We start from the raw sequence: 17104 nt of genomic DNA, 5'->3' as shown, positions 1-17104 counted from the left end.
CGCTTAACCTCTCACTTTCAACACGGCGTCAGCGATCTGCTTGGCCGACGGGATATACATATCTTCGAGCACGCCGGCGAACGGCGTGGGCGTATGCGGCGCGGTCACCATTTCGATCGGCGCCTTCAGCGAGTGAAACGCGCGTTGTGCGATGAGCGCGGAGATATCCGTAGCCATCGAGCAGCGCGGATTCGCTTCGTCCACGACCACGACACGGCCAGTGCGCTTCGCGCTCTCGAGAATGGTCTCTTCGTCCAACGGCGAGGTGGTGCGCAGATCGATCACCTCGACCTCTATGCCGTCTTTCGCGAGTTTTTCCGCGGCCTCGGTGGCGTAATGCACCATGCGGCCATACGTGACGATCGTGGCGTCGTCCCCGTCCCGTACGATGTTCGCTTCGCCGAACGGAATCGCATACGACTCTTCGGGCACGTCGCCTTCGCGGCTGTATAGCAGCTTGTGCTCGCAGAAAATCACCGGGTCGTTGTCGCGAATCGCCTGGATCAGCAGCCCTTTCGCGTCGTACGGTGTGGACGGACACACCACTTTCAGTCCGGGTATGTGCGTAAACAGCGAGGTCAGCATCTGCGAGTGCTGGGCGGCCGCGCGCAAACCAGCGCCCTGCATTGCGCGTATCACGACCGGCGTCACCGCCTTGCCGCCGAACATATAGCGGAACTTGGCAGCCTGATTGAAAATCTGGTCGAAGCACACCCCCATGAAGTCGATGAACATCAGCTCGGCCACCGGCCGCATGCCGCACGCGGCCGCGCCCACCGCCGCGCCGATATAGCCGCCTTCGGAAAGCGGCGTATCGAGCACGCGGCCCGGATACTTGTGAAACAGGCCTTTCGTGACGCCGAGTACGCCGCCCCACGCATCCTGTTCGCCTGGCGAGCCTGCGCCGCCCGCGTTGTCCTCGCCCATCACGATGACGGTTTCATCGCGGGCCATTTCCTGACTCAGTGCTTCGTTGATTGCCTGAGAAAATGTGATCTTGCGTGCCATGTCTGTCTCCTGGCGACCGGCGTTAGCGCTGTCGCGCCGACTTCGGTTCCGTGAAAGTTTGCGAATCGTTCGGGTGTGCCGCGGGCGCGTTACGGATAGGACACGTAGACGTCGCTCAACAGGTCTTCTGCAGTTGGCAGCGGAGCGGCCTTGGCCTCGGTCACGGCGCTATCGATCAACACCTTGACTTCCGCATCGACGCCGCGCAATTGATCCGCGCTGAGCATCTCTGAGCGCACCACGCGTTCCTCGAAACGCTTCAGGCAGTCTTTCTCGTCCCGCAGTTTCTGCACTTCGCCCGGCGCGCGATAGGTTTGCGCATCGCCTTCGAAGTGGCCGAAGTAGCGCGAGAATTTCACTTCGACGAGCGTCGGCCCGCCGCCGTGACGCGCCCGTTCGATCGCCTCGCCAAGCGCCTCATGCACCGCGAAGAAATCGAAGCCGTCCACGATTACGCCTGGCATGCCGAAACCGCTCGCGCGATCGGCAATGTTGTCGGTCGCCACGGACCACGTCGAAGAAGTCGCTTCCGCATAACCGTTGTTCTCCGCGACGAAGATCACCGGCAAGCGCCATACGGACGCGAGATTCATCGATTCGAAGATCACACCCTGATTCGACGCGCCATCGCCGAAGAAACACACGCCCACGCCGCCCGAGTTCTTGTACTTGGCCGCGAGCGCCGCTCCGCAAATCAGCGGGCCGCCCGCGCCGACAATACCGTTCGCGCCGAGCATGCCCTTCGACAGATCGGCGATATGCATCGAGCCGCCTTTGCCGTGGCATACACCGGTCTTGCGGCCATAGATTTCGGCCATCATGCCGCGCACGTCGACACCTTTGGCGATGCAGTGGCCATGACCGCGGTGCGTGGTTGCCACGTAGTCCGCGTCGTTCAGATGCAGCATCGTGCCGACCGCGGACGCTTCCTCGCCCGCATACAGGTGCACGAAACCGGGTATTTCGCCGGTCGCGAATTCCACGTGCAGGCGCTCCTCGAACTCGCGGATCGTGCGCATCATGCGATACGCCTTCAGCAGTTCGTCCTTGCTCAACTCAGTTGAAACCGACATGGTGTGTCTCCTTGGAATGAATGCACTGCTTGCCTACAACCTACGTTTGATGCGCAACCACATTTGCCACTTCACGAACCAGTTGCCGCGACGCCGAGTAGCGCAGCGTGCGTTCGACATCGACGGTGAGCGGCCCGTCCCAATCCAGCGAGATTTCGTATTGATCGCCGCGTTCCAGTTCGATTTCGCGCTCGCCGTCGAACGCGAGCGTGCCGTATTCGGCATCGAGCGGCACCCAGTTGCCGACTTCGAAACGCTCGCAGGTCCGCATGAAGACCCGCTCGACGCGCCCCGGTGCAATCGGCGCGACCAGCGGCACGCCGGATTCGCCGGGCCGCGCAAAGCGCAGATGCAAACCGTGCGACGCCGTGCGCTCGACGGGCGCCCACGCGCCGCCGATCGACGAAAGCCCGATGCCGTCCGGCGACGCGAAGGTGAGAAAGAGCGTGTCGATATCGGCCGGATCGGATACGGCGCGAGCACCGACGAACCGTTGCCGGCTCACGCACACATCCACTAACGCGATCTCTTCACGGCCGCGGTTCGGACCGGCCACGCAGCGCACCACAAGGCGCTTGTTACGCGTGAACGCCACTTCTGGCGGCACCGCGCCGGACGCGGCCAGAGCGCCGGCGAGACCGGCGACCGTCGCCTCGCGCAGATCGGGAAACGCGTTGTTCGTGCCGGTCGACAAGGTCAGCAACGGCACCCTCCCGCAATGCGCGGCCACCGCGCGATGCGTGCCGTCGCCGCCCAGCACCGCAATCAGTTCGACGCCGGCCTGCAGCATGGCGGCGACACCCGCATGCGTGTCCACGGCGCTGTCGGTGATCGGCTGTTCGATGAAATCGACCGCGGGCCAGCGTTGCTGCGCGGCGACCGCGGCATGCGTATCGAGCGCGCGCAGCAGCAACGCGGCAACGCCGGTCCGGTCGCGCAAGGTCAGCACGCGATCCACGCCGAGCACGCCAAGGCCCGCCAACAGACGAACGACCATGTTGGCTTTCTCGGCTGTCGGAAACACCGATGCGTAGGAGGTAAGGCGGCGAATGTCACGACCCGACGCAGGGTTCGCGATCACGCCGACGGTCACTGGCGATGGCACTGGGCTTGTCTCCTGCCCGCGTCTTGCGCGGACTCATATCTGGAGCGCCGTCTTCGAGCGACGACGCTTTTGTCATGAGCAGAACACTGCAAGGGGTGTGCCAATTTCACCGCGCGAGCGTCGGACCAGGCGAAAGTGCCTTGTTTAAAGGGTCTTGCGCATGGAACACGTTGCGAGGCGGGTTGGTCGCGCCGTGCGCCGCAACGCGCGGCGCGTCTCACGTACCGCGTGTGCGACGTGCAGCGGCCGGCATCGCTTGCGCACCGAGTCGTGCAAACGCTTGTGCCACCTGCATCGAGGCGATGCGAGACGGCGTCTCATCCCGAGTTGAGACAAACGTCTCATGCGTCTCGCGTGCTGCATTGCAATGTGATTGATGCGGCAGGATGTGCTACAAGAACAGCCTGACCTGACTGCGTGTCGCTCGACCGGAGCCGACCATGCCTTACGTTTCGCAAAACCAGCACGTCGAACGCGTGCGCGGCGCCATCGAAGGACGGCTTCCCGCGCCGGCCGATTCCACGCGCCTCGTATCGTCGTGGCAACGCTCGTTCGAACAATATCGGCTCGATCCCGGGGCGGCGATCGGCCCACGCGTCCTGACGTCCGCCGAATTGCGCGAAGTGCAGGGAAAAGAGGAGGCTTTCCTGCGTGCCTCGGGCCAGTGCCTGAGCCGCCTGCACGACATGATTCGCGTCGCCGACTATTGCGTGATGCTCACGGATGCGCACGGCATCACGATCGACTACCGGATCGAGCGCGAACGCCGCAGCGATTTCAAGCACGCGGGACTGTATATCGGATCATGCTGGTCTGAACGTGAAGAAGGCACGTGTGGCGTGGCGAGCGTACTGACCGATCTCGCGCCGATCACGGTGCACAAGACCGATCACTTTCGCGCCGCCTTCACGACCTTGACCTGCAGCGCCGCGCCGATTTTCGCGCCGACCGGCGAGATGATCGGCGTGCTCGACGCCTCCGCCGTGCGCTCGCCGGATAACCGCGACAGTCAGCGGTTGGTGTTCCAACTGGTGCGTCAAAGTGCCGGCCTGATCGAGGACGGCTATTTCCTCAATCAAACCGCGCAGCACTGGATCCTGTTCGGTCATTCGAGCCGCAACTTCGTCGAGGCGCAACCCGAAGTGCTGATCGCGTTCGACGAATGCGGCAATCTGGTCGCCGCCAATCGCAAGGCGCGCGAGTGCATTCCTGCGTTGAACGGTCCACGCCACATCGACGAGATATTCGACACGACCGACGTGCACCTGCACGACGTCGCGCGTACCGATGCGATTGTCTGCTTGCGCCTGCGCGCGACGGGCGCCACTTTGCACGCGCGCATTCGTGCCCCGCTCAAACGCGCTTCGCGTGCGACAACCGGCACGGCGGCCGGTGCCGCGCGGCAATCGCGCGGCGAGACTCAGGACGATCTGCAAGTCGGCGCATTGGGCCGTTTTCTGAAAAGCGCCGATGCACGCATCGCGCACAATGCGTCGGTGGCATTGCGCATCATCGGCAAAAGGCTGCCAATTCTGATTCTCGGCGAGACCGGCGTCGGCAAGGAAGTCTTCGCGCACGCCGTGCATGATTCGGGCGCGAGACGTACACGGCCATTTATCGCCGTGAATTGCGGGGCGATTCCCGAATCGCTGATCGAGAGCGAACTATTCGGCTACGCGCCCGGCGCCTTTACCGGCGCACGCAGCCGCGGCGCTCGCGGCAAGATCGCCCAGGCGCATACCGGCACGTTGTTTCTCGACGAAATCGGCGATATGCCGCTCAATCTGCAAACACGGTTGCTGCGCGTGCTGGCGGAAGGCGAGGTGATGCCGCTCGGTGGCGATGCGCCCGTGCGCGTCGATATCGACGTGATCTGCGCCACGCACCGCGATCTCGCGCAGATGGTGGCGGAAGGATCGTTCCGCGAAGATCTCTATTACCGCTTGAGCGGCGCCAGCTTGCCGATGCCGCCGTTGCGCGAACGCGCGGATATCGGCGACATGATCGCGGCCGTATTCGACGAAGAAGCGCAAATGGCCGGGCATGTCCTCACGCTCGACCCACGCCTCGCCGAACGCCTCGCGGCCTTTGCATGGCCGGGCAACATTCGCCAGTTACGCAACGTACTGCGTTACGCCTGCGCGATGTGCGATTCCGCGCGCGTTGAATTGCGGCATATCGCGCCGGACGTTGCGGCATTGCTGGCACCCGAGGGCGCGAGCAATCGCGCATTGGTGTCGGCGTTCGCGCAGCAGGACCCGTGCGACGAGCGTACGCGCATTGTCGAAGCGCTGACGCAACATCAATGGCGGCCCAACGCCGCGGCGCAATCACTGGGCATGTCGCGCGCGACCTTATACCGGCGTATCGCGAAACTGGGGATCGTCGGGCCGCATCGCTGCTAATGCTTTTTCCGCAGGCGCCGATAATCCAACGGCACTAGCGTTAGTGGCTGATCATCCATGGCCTGCCCGCGGGATTGGTCTTGAGGCCGCCCGCGGTCGTCGCGCCCTTGGTGCTGCCCGATCCGCATCCACAACCCGGCCCATGCCGGTGCTTGTACTCGCCCGAGCGTTGCGGCGCATGCGCCGAACGCTCGTTGACCTGATGCCCGGCGCGCGCGCTCGCCGCCATCAACGACAACGAAGGCAAGCTCAAGGTGCGTTGCGCCGGCGTGTCGCAGGTGGGGCATGCGCAAGGCATGTCGCGCTCGGCCACGCGGCGGATCGCCGCGAATGGGCCGCAGTTCTCGCAACGGTAATCATATGTCGGCATGGTATGGTCCTTGAGTACCTTGATTCGTTCTATCTCCAACGACCGCCGCGCCAAGGACAAATTCAGCACGGCGGCCTTCCAGCCACAACCCTTTCCGGTGTCTCAACAGCCGCCTACGTCAGACCAGATCCGGTGACAAAGGCAGATCCACGCCGCCGGTAATGTGCTTGACGGGCCCTGCGGAAGTCGGCTGGATATCGAAGTCGAAAATCTGCGTCGGCAACCAGAGCGTCGCGCACGCGTTCGGTACATCCACGACGCCGCTGATATGCCCCTGCACCGGCGCCGTGCCCAGAATCGAGTAAGCCTGAGCGCCCGAGTAACCAAACTTCTTCAGGTACTCGATCGCATTCAGGCACGCCTGACGGTAGGCGATATGCACGTCCAGATAGTGCTGCTTGCCCTGTTCGTCGACTGAAATGCCTTCGAAGATCAGGTAGTCGTTATAGTTGGGTGTGATCGGGCTTGGTTTGAAAATCGGGTTCTTGATCCCGTATTTCTCCATGCCGCCTTTGATCAACTCCACCTTCATATGCACCCAGCCGGCCATTTCAATGGCGCCGCAGAAGGTGATTTCACCGTCGCCCTGGCTGAAGTGCAGATCGCCGACGGAAAGACCCGCGCCATCCACGTACACCGGGAAATAAACTTTCGAACCGCGCGACAGGTCCTTGATATCGCAATTGCCGCCATGCTCGCGCGGCGGCACGGTGCGCGCGCCCTCGGCGGCGGCGTTGTCGCGCGCGTCTCCGGCGAGGCGCCCCATGTGCGCCGTGGCGGCGAACGGCGGATTGGCGAGGCCGGGAACGCGTTGCGGGTCGGTGGCGATCAACCCGGCTTCGCGCTCGTTCCAGGTGGCCAGCATCTTCGGATCAGGCAGGCAGCCGATCAGCCCCGGGTGAATCAGGCCCGCGAAATTCACGCCGGGAATATGGCGCGAACTCGTGTAGAGACCATGAAAATCCCAGATCGACTTTTGTGCTTGGGGAAAATGGTCGGTCAGGAAACCACCGCCATTCTTCTTCGAGAAGAAACCGTTGAAGCCCCATTGGCTCTCCTGCTTCGCGCCGATGTCGAGCAGGTCCACCACCAGCAGATCGCCCGGCTCCGCGCCCTTCACGCCCACCGGTCCCGAGAGGAAGTGCACGATGGAGAGATCGATATCGCGCACGTCGTCGGCACTGTCGTTGTTCTTGATGAAGCCCCCGGTCCAGTCATAGGTCTCCAGAATGAAATCGTCGCCCGGATTGACCCAGCAGGCCATCGGAATATCCGGATGCCAGCGGTTGTGGACGTTCTCGTTGTCGTAGGCCGACTGGTTCAGATCGACCTTGATTAGCGTTTCAGCCATTGCAAACTCTCCTCTTGGAAATTGCAGACAGTCGGCTCACACCGACAGATACTCGCGAATCTTCGCGGTGTCGGCGTCGCTGCGCGTGCTCTCATGCACGAGGCGCCCGCCTTCGATAACGAAGAGCCGGTCAGCCACATCGAGTGCGAAACTCAGGACCTGCTCGGACACGACTATCGTGATGTCCCGCAGCTTGCGGATCTCATTCAACGCGCGCGCAATGTCCTTGATGATGGACGGCTGAATGCCCTCGGTGGGCTCGTCGAGCAACAGCACCTTGGGCTCCGTCACCAGCGCGCGGGCAATCGCCAGTTGTTGCTGCTGACCGCCGGACAGGTTGCCGCCCTTGCGCGAGCGCATCTCATAGAGCACCGGAAAGAGCGCATAGATCTCTTCGGGCACGCGCTTCGTAGGCGAGTTCTCCAGACCGGTCTGGATGTTCTCCTCCACGCTCAAGGTGGAGAAAATCTGCCGCCCCTGTGGCACGTACGCGATACCTTTGGCGACGCGCCGGAAACTTTCATCGCGCGAGACCTCTTCGCCATCCACCTGTACCGAACCCGCCTTGAGCGGCAAAATGCCGATCAGCGACTTGAACAGCGTGGTCTTGCCCATGCCGTTGCGTCCCATGATCGCCACGGTCTCGTTGCGGGCGGCGCTGAAGCTGATGCCGTGCAAGGCTTCGCTCTGGCCATAACTGACGAATACGTCGTCGACATTCAACATGCTGGGCTCCTCGTTGCTCGTTTCACGGCCGCCTCCTGTCCAACTCGTGGTTCGTTCGACTTCGTACACGACTCAGTGGCCCAGATAGACATCAATCACGCGTGGGTCGTTTTGCACCTGTTCCATCGCGCCCTCGGCGAGAATCTTTCCCTGGTGCATCACCGTGACCTTGTGGGCGATCTGCTCGACGAAAGCCATGTCATGTTCGATAACGATCATCGAACGGTTCTGGCAGATCCGTTTGAGCAGCTCGGCCGTGACCTCGCGCTCGCGCACGCTCATGCCGGCGATCGGCTCGTCGAGCATCAACAGTTCGGGCTCCTGCATCAGCAACATGCCGATTTCCAGCCACTGTTTCTGCCCGTGCGACAACAAGCCGGCTTCGAGATCGAGCTGACTGGCGAGGCCGATCTCACCAGCCACGCTTCTCACGCGGTCCATCACGTCGTCGGTGCGGCGAAACGCCAGCGCACCGAACACGCCACGTCCTCGCGGAAACGACACTTCGAGGTTCTGAAACACGGAGAGGTTTTCGTAGATAGACGGTGTCTGGAACTTGCGGCCTATCCCTTTTCGCACGCGGCGAAACTCCGGCAACTGCGTCATCTCTTCGTTGCGGAACTTGATGCTGCCGTGGGTCGCACGCGTCTTGCCGCAGATGAGATCGAGCAGCGTGGTCTTGCCCGCGCCGTTCGGTCCGATCACCACGCGCAGCTCGCCGCGATCCACATACAGGTTGAGCGAATCGATCGCCTTGAAGCCGTCGAACGAGACGCTCAGCTCTTCCACAGCCAGCACGAAATCGGTATTGCTCATGAGGCGCTCCTTGCGCCGCGGCGCGCGAGCCACGGCTTCACATGACTGTCGTAGAGACCGGCGAGCCCGTTCGGAAATGCCATCACCACGCCAATGAAGAGCGCAGCCATCAGGAATAGCCACAGGTTCGGAAAGCTCTCCGAAAACCACGTCTTGCCGAGATTGACGAGCACCGCGCCGTAGACCGCACCGACCAGCGACATGCGTCCGCCGACAGCGGCATAGATCACCATTTCAATGGAAGGCACGATCCCCACGAACGACGGTGACATGAAACCCACCTGCAACGTGAACATCGCGCCACCGATCGCGGCCAGTATCGCGGCGACGCAGAACGCGAACACTTTGAACATGGCCACGTCGTAGCCCGAAAAACGCACGCGGTCTTCCTTGTCGCGCATGGCGAGCAGCAGCGTGCCGAGCTTGCTGCGCTGGATTTGCCGGCAACAGAGAATTGCCACCAGCAGCAGGACCGCATTGACGAAGTACAGGATCAGCTTCGCACCGTCGCCGCGAATGTCCCAACCAAGCAGCGTGCGCAAATCCGTAATGCCGTTCACGCCGCCCGTATACCCTTGCTGGCCGATGATCAGCACCGAAAGAATCAGCGCCACCGCCTGCGTGATGATGGCGAAGTACACGCCGCCCACGCGCCGCTTGAACATGGCAAAGCCCACCACGAACGCCAGCGCGCACGGTACGACCACCACCGCCGCGAGCGCGAACGGCAGCGAATGAAACGGCTTCCACCAGAACGGCAAAGCGGTGAGCTGGTTCCAGTCCATGAAGTCGGGAATGCCGGGCGTCGACTGGATTTTCGTGCTGATCGGGTCGGAGGCTTCGAGCTTGAGGAACATGGCCATGCAGTAGCCGCCGAGGCCGAAGAACACGCCTTGCCCGAGGCTCAGCACGCCGCCGTAGCCCCACGCCATCACGAGGCCGACGGCAACGAACGCGTAGGTCAGGTACTTGCCCATCAGGTTCAGACGGAACACGTCGAGCGCGAGCGGAAACACCACGAGAATCAGCGCTGCCAGCACGGCGATGCTGCCGTAGCCATCGGTCGTCAGCCAGCGCCATAGCGCGGGCCGCAGGCCGGCGCGCCCGGTTGCATGATCCGGCGAGGCGGGCACGCCGGCGGAAGGGTTCAGCGGGTCCATATGCGTTTCTCCGGGCTGAAGCAATTGATAGGTCGGTTCAGATGCGCACTCAATGAAAGATCACGCACGGCGCACCTTCGACGCGAAAAGTCCTTGCGGCCGGAGCATCAGCACGATCACGATGGTCAACAGCGTCACCACGCGCGCCGACGAACCCGTCATGAAGAACTCGCTGATCGACTGCATCTGCGCAATGCCGAACGCGGACGCCACCGTGCCGAGCAGGCTCGCGGCGCCGCCGAACGTCACCACGAGGAATGAATCGACGATGTAGAGCGAGCCGCTAGTCGGCCCGGTGGAACCGATCGCGGTGAACGCCGCGCCCGCGACGCCCGCCATGCCGCAGCCGATCGCAAAGGTCAACCGGTCGGTCTTGCGTGTGTCGATGCCCGCGGCATTCGCCATCTGACGGTTCGCCACCGTGGCCCGTACACGCAGGCCCCAGCGCGAGCGGTATAGCGCCAGCAGCACGCCGCCTGTCATCAGCACGGCGAGGCTCATCACGAAGAGGCCATTGATCGGAATGTCGAGGCCCCGCTTCGGCGACCATGAGCCCATCAGCCAGTCGGGCAAAGTCGGGCTCACTTCTTTCGGACCGAACACCGAGCGGAATACCTGCTGCATGCCGAGGCTCAGCCCCCAGGTGGCCAGCAAGGTGTCGAGCGGGCGCCGGTATAGATGACGGATCAACGCCCACTCCGCGACCCAGCCTGCCGCGAACGCCAGCGCGAAAGCCGCACAAATGGCGAGCGGGAAATACACGGGCGCGAAGCCGTGCCAATAGTTGTCGGCCAGTTGCGAGAACATATAGATCGTGTACGCGCCGATCGTCATGAATTCGCCGTGCGCCATATTGATGACGCCCATCTGGCCGAAGATCACCGCCAGCCCCAGCCCCATCAGCAGCAGCACGCTGAAAAGGCTCAAGCCCGCGAAACCCTGCATCAGCGTGATGTTAAGAATGTCCGAAGCCGACATGTCGCTCTCCTCGAATTGATCGGCGCGCGCCCGCACTGCGGCGGGCGCGCCGCACGCGCGGCTTGCCGCGGTGATTACTGGTAGCCCTTCGGGAACGGATTGGGCTCGATCAGATCCGGCGATTCCGCGACCACCTTGAACTGGCCGTCGGCCTGCGCCTGACCGATGCGCGTGCGGCTCCACAGGTGATGGTTCGCGTGGATCTTCACGTAGCCTTCGGGTGCGGTCTTCAATTCGATGCCGGGCGAGGCCGCCACCACCTTGTCGACGTCGAAGCTGCCTGCCTTCTCCACCGCCGCTTTCCAGAGCCATGGCCCGAGGTAGGCCGCCTGGGTCACATCGCCGATCACGGATTTCGGTCCGTATTTCGCCTTGAATGCCGCAACGAATTTCTTGTTGTTGTCGTTCTCGAGCGATTCGAAATACTTCATCGCCGAATAGAAGCCCGCGAAGTTTTCGCCGCCAATGCCGAGCACTTCGTCTTCCGTTACCGAGATGGTCAGCAGGAACTGCTTGTCCGCGGTGATGCCGGCCGCTTTGAGCTGCTTGTAGAACGCCACGTTCGAACCGCCGACGATGATCGCGTAGATGCAATCCGGCTTGGCGATCTTGATCTTGTTGATCAGCGAATTGAAGTTGGTGGTGCCGAGCGGGTAGTACTCTTCGCCGACCACCTTGCAGCCGGTCAGATGCTGCTCGATGTGCTTGCGCGCAATCTTGTTCGAGGTGCGCGGCCAGATGTAATCCGAGCCGATCAGGAAGAAGCTCTTGGCCTTCTTGGTCTGGTTCGCCCAGTTCAGCCCCCAGAGAATCTGTTGCGTCGCTTCCTGGCCGGTGTAGAACACGTTGTGCGACTGCTCAAGGCCCTCGTAGAAGGTCGGGTAGTACAGCAGGCCGTTGTCGCGTTCGAAAATCGGCAACACGGCCTTGCGCGAGGCCGATGTCCAGCAGCCGAACACGGCGGCGACGTGATCGTTCTCCAGCAGCTTCTTCGACTTTTCAGCGAAGGTGGGCCAGTCGGATGCACCGTCTTCCTGAATGACCTTGATCTGGCGGCCAAGAATGCCGCCCGCCGAATTGATCTGTTCGATCGCCAGCCGTTCGGCCTGAATCGAGCCGGTTTCGGAGATCGCCATCGTGCCGGTCGCCGAGTGCAACTGACCCACCGTCACTTCCGTGTCGGTGACGGCAAGGTGCGTGGTGTTGACCTTCGCGGTCGGATACTGTTGGGCCCGCGCGATGCCGGACATGGCCAGCGCGGGCGCGGCAGCGAGCCCCATCAGCAGTTTGCGGCGCAGTGCCGAGGGCATGCCGGACTCGTTCTGATCATCGTGTGACATCGAATTCTCCTTGTAGTCGTGGTCGGGCGACCCGCGCTGGGAACCGGATGGCGGTGTCGACGCCACGAAAGGTAGGTAGCCAAATTGCGCGGCCCAATACGTCAGTTGACGTAGGGCGCGACGAAAATCCGCTCCCTATAATCGCGGCGGCGTGGCGTGCCCAATGGCGCGAGGGGAAGGAGGCGAGCGCGAATGGAATGCAATTTGCATGGCCGCACCGCTAGCCACGGAATCCGCCGACGAAAGGCCTCGATGCACCAAACGCAACCACAGAACCCTCTGCCCGCCGGTCCCTCCACCCAAGCTGGGGCATCGCGCCCGCCCGCAGGCGGCACGCAGCGCATCGTCAAGATCCGCCGCGACTACAACGCGTGGGTCGGCGACGAGACGCTCGAGGACTACGCGCTGCGTTTCACGCCGCGCACGTTCCGGCGCTGGTCGGAATTCCGCGTCGCCAATACGGCGATCGGCGCGGTGTCGTTTCTGGTGCTCGAAGCGATTGGTGGCGCGCTGGTGGTGAACTACGGTTTCACCAACGCGCTCTGCGCGATCCTCGCCGTCTCACTGCTGATCTTCCTGACGGGCATTCCGATCAGCTATTACGCCGCACGCAACGGCGTCGACATGGACCTGCTCACGCGCGGCGCGGGCTTCGGGTATATGGGCTCGACGCTGACCTCGCTGATTTATGCGGTCTTCACTTTCGTTTTTTTCGCGCTGGAAGCGGCCATCATGTCGCTCGCGCTGGAGCTGTATCTGAAGGTGCCGCTTTCCGTGGCTTACGTGATCAGCGCGCTCGTGATCATTCCGGTCGTGACCTTCGGCATTACGTTCATCAACCGTCTGCAGGGCTGGACCCAGCCGTTGTGGCTCGTGCTGCTGGTCGTACCGTACGTCGTGGTGTTGTGGCGTGAGCCGCATGTGCTCGCGCAATGGGTGACGTTTCGCGGCGTTTCGGGCAACGGCCACGAGTTCAATCTCGTCGCGTTCGGCGCGGGCTGCACCGTGGTGTTTTCGCTGATCGTGCAGATTGGCGAGCAGGTCGACTATCTGCGCTTTTTGCCGCCGCGCACGCGCGCCAATCGCTTTCGCTGGTGGGCCGCGCTGATCGCGGCCGGCCCTGGCTGGATCGTACCCGGCGCGATGAAAATGCTGGGAGGCGCGTTCCTCGCCTTTCTCGCCATTCAGCACGAGATCGATCCGGTCAAGGCCGTCGAGCCCACGCAGATGTATCTGGTCGCGTATCAGTACGTGTTCCACTCGCCCGAAGGCGCGCTCGCCGCGATGACGCTGTTCGTCATCGTGTCGCAACTGAAGATCAACGTGACCAACGCGTATGCCGGTTCGCTCGCGTGGTCGAATTTCTTTGCACGGCTCACGCACAGCCATCCGGGGCGCGTGGTGTGGCTTGTGTTCAATGTGCTGATTGCGCTGCTGCTCGTTGAAATGGGCGTGTTCGAAGCCATCAGCAAGGTGCTTGCGCTGTACGCCAACGTGGCGATTGCCTGGATTGGCGCGGTGGTGGGCGATCTCGTCATCAACAAGCCGCTCGGGTATAGCCCGCGCCATGTCGAGTTCAAACGCGCGCACCTGTACGACGTCAACCCGGTCGGCGTGGGCGCCATGCTGATCGCTTCGCTGATTGCCGCGCTCTCGCATGCGGGTGTCTTCGGCGCCACGGCTGAAGCGCTGTCGTCGTTCATTGCGTTGCTGGTCGCGTTCATCTGCGCGCCGCTGCTGGCCATCGCCACACGCGGACGCTTCTATCTGGCGCGCGACGGCCGCGACCTCGAACAGGGCGCGATACTGCGCTGCGTGATCTGCGAGAACACCTTCGAACGCGAGGACATGGCGCACTGCCCGGCTTACGCCGGTTCGATCTGTTCGCTGTGCTGCTCGCTCGATTCCCGCTGCAACGACTCCTGCAAACCGCACGCGCGGCTGCCCGCGCAATTCGGCAGCTCGATGCGCACGCTCTTTCCCAAGCTCAAGCTCGGGCCGGCGGGCTTGCGGCTTGCGCAGTACGCCGGGTTGCTGATCGCCGTGCTGACGCTACTCGGCGGCGTGCTGGCGGTGCAGTGGTATCAGAGCGTGCGCACCCTGCCCGATCTCGACACGACCGTCCACGACGTGCTGTTGCAGGGCTATCTGAAGGCGTTTTTCGCGCTGGCGCTGGTCGGGTGTATTGCGGCGTGGTGGCTCGTGCTCGCCAACGAAAACCGCAAGGTCACGCAGGAAGAATCGCAACGGCAAGCCGAATTGCTGATGCAGGAAATCGAAGCGCACCGCAAGACCGACGCCGCGCTTCAGCGCGCAAGCGCCGCGGCCGAATCCGCCAACCGTGCCAAGAGCCGCTATGTGACGGGTCTGAGTCACGAACTGCGCACGCCGCTCAACAGCATCCTTGGTTACGCGCAACTGCTGCTGCAAGGCACCGACGAACTGCCGCCAGCGCGGCGCAATGCGGTGGAGACCATCTACCGCAGCGGCGGGCATCTGCTGGCGCTGGTGGACGGCCTGCTCGACGTTGCGCGGATCGAAGCCGGCAAACTACAGTTGAACGTAACCGAGATTTCGCTGCCCGATTTCGTCACGCAACTTTCCGCGATGCTGGAACCGCAAGCCACCGACAAAGGCCTGCAGTTCGAATTCCAGACGGGCGGGCGCATGGCGGAGGTGGTGCGCATCGACGAAAAGCGCGTGCGGCAGATTCTCATCAACCTGATCGGCAACGCGATCCGCTTTACCTCTCACGGCTCGGTGAAGGTGCGCGCGAGCTATGCGTGGGAGACCATTACCTTCGAAATCGCCGATACCGGCCCCGGCATGCCGGCCACCGAACTGGAACGGCTATTCCTGCCGTTCGAGCGCGGCACGGCGGCGCGCGAACACGATCATGGCGCGGGGCTGGGATTGACCATCTGCCGGATGCTCACGGAATTGATGGGCGGCAACCTGGAAGTGCAAAGCGAAGTGGGCAAAGGCACGCGCTTTATCGTCAAGCTGTTCGCGCCTGAAGTGCGTGCGCCGCAGTTGCTGGCGAGCGGCCCGCTCAACGTGAAGGGTTACGATGGGCCGCGCCGCACGGTGCTGGTCGTGGACGATCTCGCGGAGCAACGCCGCATTGTCGTGCAGACGCTGACGCCGCTGGGCTTTCACGTCGTGGAAGCCGCCAGCGGACCGGAGGCGCTGCAATGGCTCGGGACCGCGTCCGCGGATCTGATCGTGATGGATGTGTCGATGCCGGACATGGACGGCTTCGAGGCAAGCCGCCTGATTCGCGACAACCATCTGTCTGCCGCGCCAGTTCTGATCCTGTCGGCCAACGCATTCGCGGACGATCGCGACAAAGGCGCCGCAGCCGGTTGTGACGACTACCTTGCCAAGCCGCTCTACATTCCGCTCCTGCTCGACAAACTGGCCGCGCTGCTGCAACTGCACTGGATTGTCGAGCCGACCGAAACCGGTGCGAGTGCCTCCCCCGTTGCACGCGCTGACGTGACGGCGAGCCTGCCCGCCACGTTGCGCGAGAAGCTGCATGCGCAACTGGAAATGGGCTACGTGCAGGGCTTTATCGAACAACTCGACGCCGCCGAGCATGGCGCACCGGAACTCGCCAGCGTGCTCGAACCGTTGCGCGCGCTTGCGCGCCGCTTCCGGCTGACCGAACTCGCGCATCTGCTCGCGCCTACCCAGCAGGTCAATCCCGATGCATGACGACACTTTGCTTCTGCCGCCCGATACGCAACCGGACTTGCCCGACGGCAAACCGGTGGTGCTGATCGTCGACGACACGCCCGACAATCTCGCTCTGCTCTCCGATACGCTGCAAGCGTCCGGCTACGCGGTACTGGTGGCGCTCGATGGTCAATCCGCGCTGCAACGCCTCGCGCGCATCACGCCCGACGCCGTTCTGCTCGACGCGCTGATGCCTGGCCTCGACGGCTTCGAGACCTGCCGGCAGATCAAGGCCGATCCGCGCAACCGGCATCTGCCCGTGATCTTCATGACCGCACTGACCGATAGCGAACATGTGGTGCAGGGATTTCGCGTGGGCGGTATCGATTACGTCACCAAGCCGGTCAAGCCAAGCGAGGTCAGCGCGCGGATTGCCGCGCACGTGCAGCGTTCGCGCCAGCAGCGTCAGGCGGACAGGGTGCTGGAGATCGGAATGCGCGCGGCGCTGATCGCGGCGGCGAGCGGCGAAATCAGATGGCAGAGCGATCTGGCGCGGCAGCGGCTCGCGTGGTACGACACGGGGCGCAACCTGACAGAAGGGGGAAATGATGGCGAAGGCTGCCTCGTGTCGGCTTCGTTGACACCCGGCCGTGCCGACGAAGCGAGGCTGTTGCATCACCCGCTCGTCGAATCCGGCCCACGGCTGCCTGCCGTACTGGCGCAATGGCTCGCGCGCTGGATCGAAGCCGGTTGCGACCTGCAAGCCGCCTTCGAGGCCGCCGCCGACCGCGTGCGCCGCGTTGCGCGCGTACTGGGACCCGCGACGCGCGGCGAATGGGTGATCCTGCTGGAAGAATTCGACGACGCCGCTCATACCAGCGCCCTCGCCTCCCAATTCGGCCTGACGGCGCGAGAAGCGGAGGTGCTGCTGTGGCTCTCGCGCGGCAAAACGAACCGGGATATCGGCGACATTCTCGGCATGGCGCCACGCACGGTGAACAAGCACCTCGAACATGTATTCGGCAAGCTGCATGTTGAGACGCGCGCGGCTGCTGCGGCGATTGCGGCGAAGGCGAGCACGCGGTATTGACGCA

General features: G+C 63.1%; 13 protein-coding genes. 3 read left to right on the top strand and 10 right to left on the bottom strand.

The genetic code is table 11. The features are described 5' to 3' along the window. Positions 1-3: 3 nt before the first annotated feature. The 3 genes from AC57B1_RS24560 to AC57B1_RS24550 all read right to left on the bottom strand — a co-directional run bounded on the left by AC57B1_RS24560 (position 4) and on the right by AC57B1_RS24550 (position 3186). Entirely contained in the window at positions 4-1008 is a 1005-nt protein-coding gene (locus AC57B1_RS24560) for an alpha-ketoacid dehydrogenase subunit beta (RefSeq protein ID WP_496418962.1), read from the bottom strand. An 89-nt stretch (positions 1009-1097) separates the two neighbouring features. Continuing rightward, entirely contained in the window at positions 1098-2081 is a 984-nt protein-coding gene (locus AC57B1_RS24555; RefSeq protein ID WP_091803676.1) for a thiamine pyrophosphate-dependent dehydrogenase E1 component subunit alpha, read from the bottom strand. Between the two features lie 40 nt (positions 2082-2121). After that, positions 2122-3186, bottom strand: coding sequence for an ATP-NAD kinase family protein (locus AC57B1_RS24550; RefSeq protein WP_496418961.1), 1065 nt, complete (start codon positions 3184-3186; stop codon positions 2122-2124). 440 nt (positions 3187-3626) lie between these two features. Here AC57B1_RS24550 and AC57B1_RS24545 point away from each other — a divergent pair, with 440 nt between their 5' ends. Further along, entirely contained in the window at positions 3627-5591 is a 1965-nt protein-coding gene (locus AC57B1_RS24545) for a sigma-54-dependent Fis family transcriptional regulator (RefSeq protein ID WP_496418960.1), read from the top strand. Between the two features lie 40 nt (positions 5592-5631). On the opposite strand, the gene AC57B1_RS24540 is transcribed toward AC57B1_RS24545, so the two are convergent. The 7 genes from AC57B1_RS24540 to urtA form a co-directional block, all read right to left on the bottom strand. Next, entirely contained in the window at positions 5632-5961 is a 330-nt protein-coding gene (locus AC57B1_RS24540; RefSeq protein WP_408186432.1) for a zinc ribbon domain-containing protein, read from the bottom strand. Positions 5962-6079: 118 nt separating this feature from the next. Next, a complete protein-coding gene (gene fmdA / locus AC57B1_RS24535) occupies positions 6080-7312 on the bottom strand; it encodes a formamidase (protein ID WP_091803684.1) in 1233 nt (410 codons plus the stop codon). A 36-nt stretch (positions 7313-7348) separates the two neighbouring features. Beyond that, the gene (gene urtE, locus AC57B1_RS24530; RefSeq protein WP_408186433.1) at positions 7349-8038 is read right to left on the bottom strand and encodes an urea ABC transporter ATP-binding subunit UrtE; all 690 of its coding nucleotides are present in this window, start codon (positions 8036-8038) and stop codon (positions 7349-7351) included. A gap of 72 nt (positions 8039-8110) precedes the next feature. After that, positions 8111-8854: an urea ABC transporter ATP-binding protein UrtD gene (gene urtD / locus AC57B1_RS24525; RefSeq protein WP_091803689.1), complete on the bottom strand. Its 744-nt coding sequence runs from the start codon at positions 8852-8854 to the stop codon at positions 8111-8113. Then, positions 8851-10014, bottom strand: a complete 1164-nt coding sequence (gene urtC / locus AC57B1_RS24520) for an urea ABC transporter permease subunit UrtC (RefSeq protein WP_496418959.1) — start codon at positions 10012-10014, stop codon at positions 8851-8853. Before urtC ends, urtD begins: the two co-directional genes overlap by 4 nt. A gap of 60 nt (positions 10015-10074) precedes the next feature. After that, entirely contained in the window at positions 10075-10992 is a 918-nt protein-coding gene (gene urtB / locus AC57B1_RS24515; RefSeq protein ID WP_496418958.1) for an urea ABC transporter permease subunit UrtB, read from the bottom strand. 74 nt (positions 10993-11066) lie between these two features. Continuing rightward, positions 11067-12332 carry an urea ABC transporter substrate-binding protein gene (gene urtA / locus AC57B1_RS24510; protein ID WP_091803694.1) on the bottom strand — a complete coding sequence of 422 codons (1266 nt, stop codon included), beginning with the start codon at positions 12330-12332 and terminating at the stop codon, positions 11067-11069. A 252-nt stretch (positions 12333-12584) separates the two neighbouring features. Here urtA and AC57B1_RS24505 point away from each other — a divergent pair, with 252 nt between their 5' ends. Together AC57B1_RS24505 and AC57B1_RS24500 are read left to right on the top strand one after the other, a co-directional pair. Continuing rightward, entirely contained in the window at positions 12585-16049 is a 3465-nt protein-coding gene (locus AC57B1_RS24505) for a hybrid sensor histidine kinase/response regulator (RefSeq protein ID WP_496418957.1), read from the top strand. After that, positions 16042-17100 (top strand): response regulator transcription factor, encoded by a 1059-nt coding sequence (locus AC57B1_RS24500; RefSeq protein ID WP_496418956.1) that lies wholly within the window; start codon positions 16042-16044, stop codon positions 17098-17100. The genes AC57B1_RS24505 and AC57B1_RS24500 overlap by 8 nt, the downstream gene beginning before the upstream one ends. The last annotated feature ends 4 nt before the right edge of the window (positions 17101-17104 follow it).

Source organism: Paraburkholderia sp. BGA-UO-ETr-F21 (genome assembly GCF_059567925.1).
The sequence above is the reverse complement of the archived record's forward strand: the minus strand, read 5'-3'. Positions and strand labels throughout refer to the sequence as shown.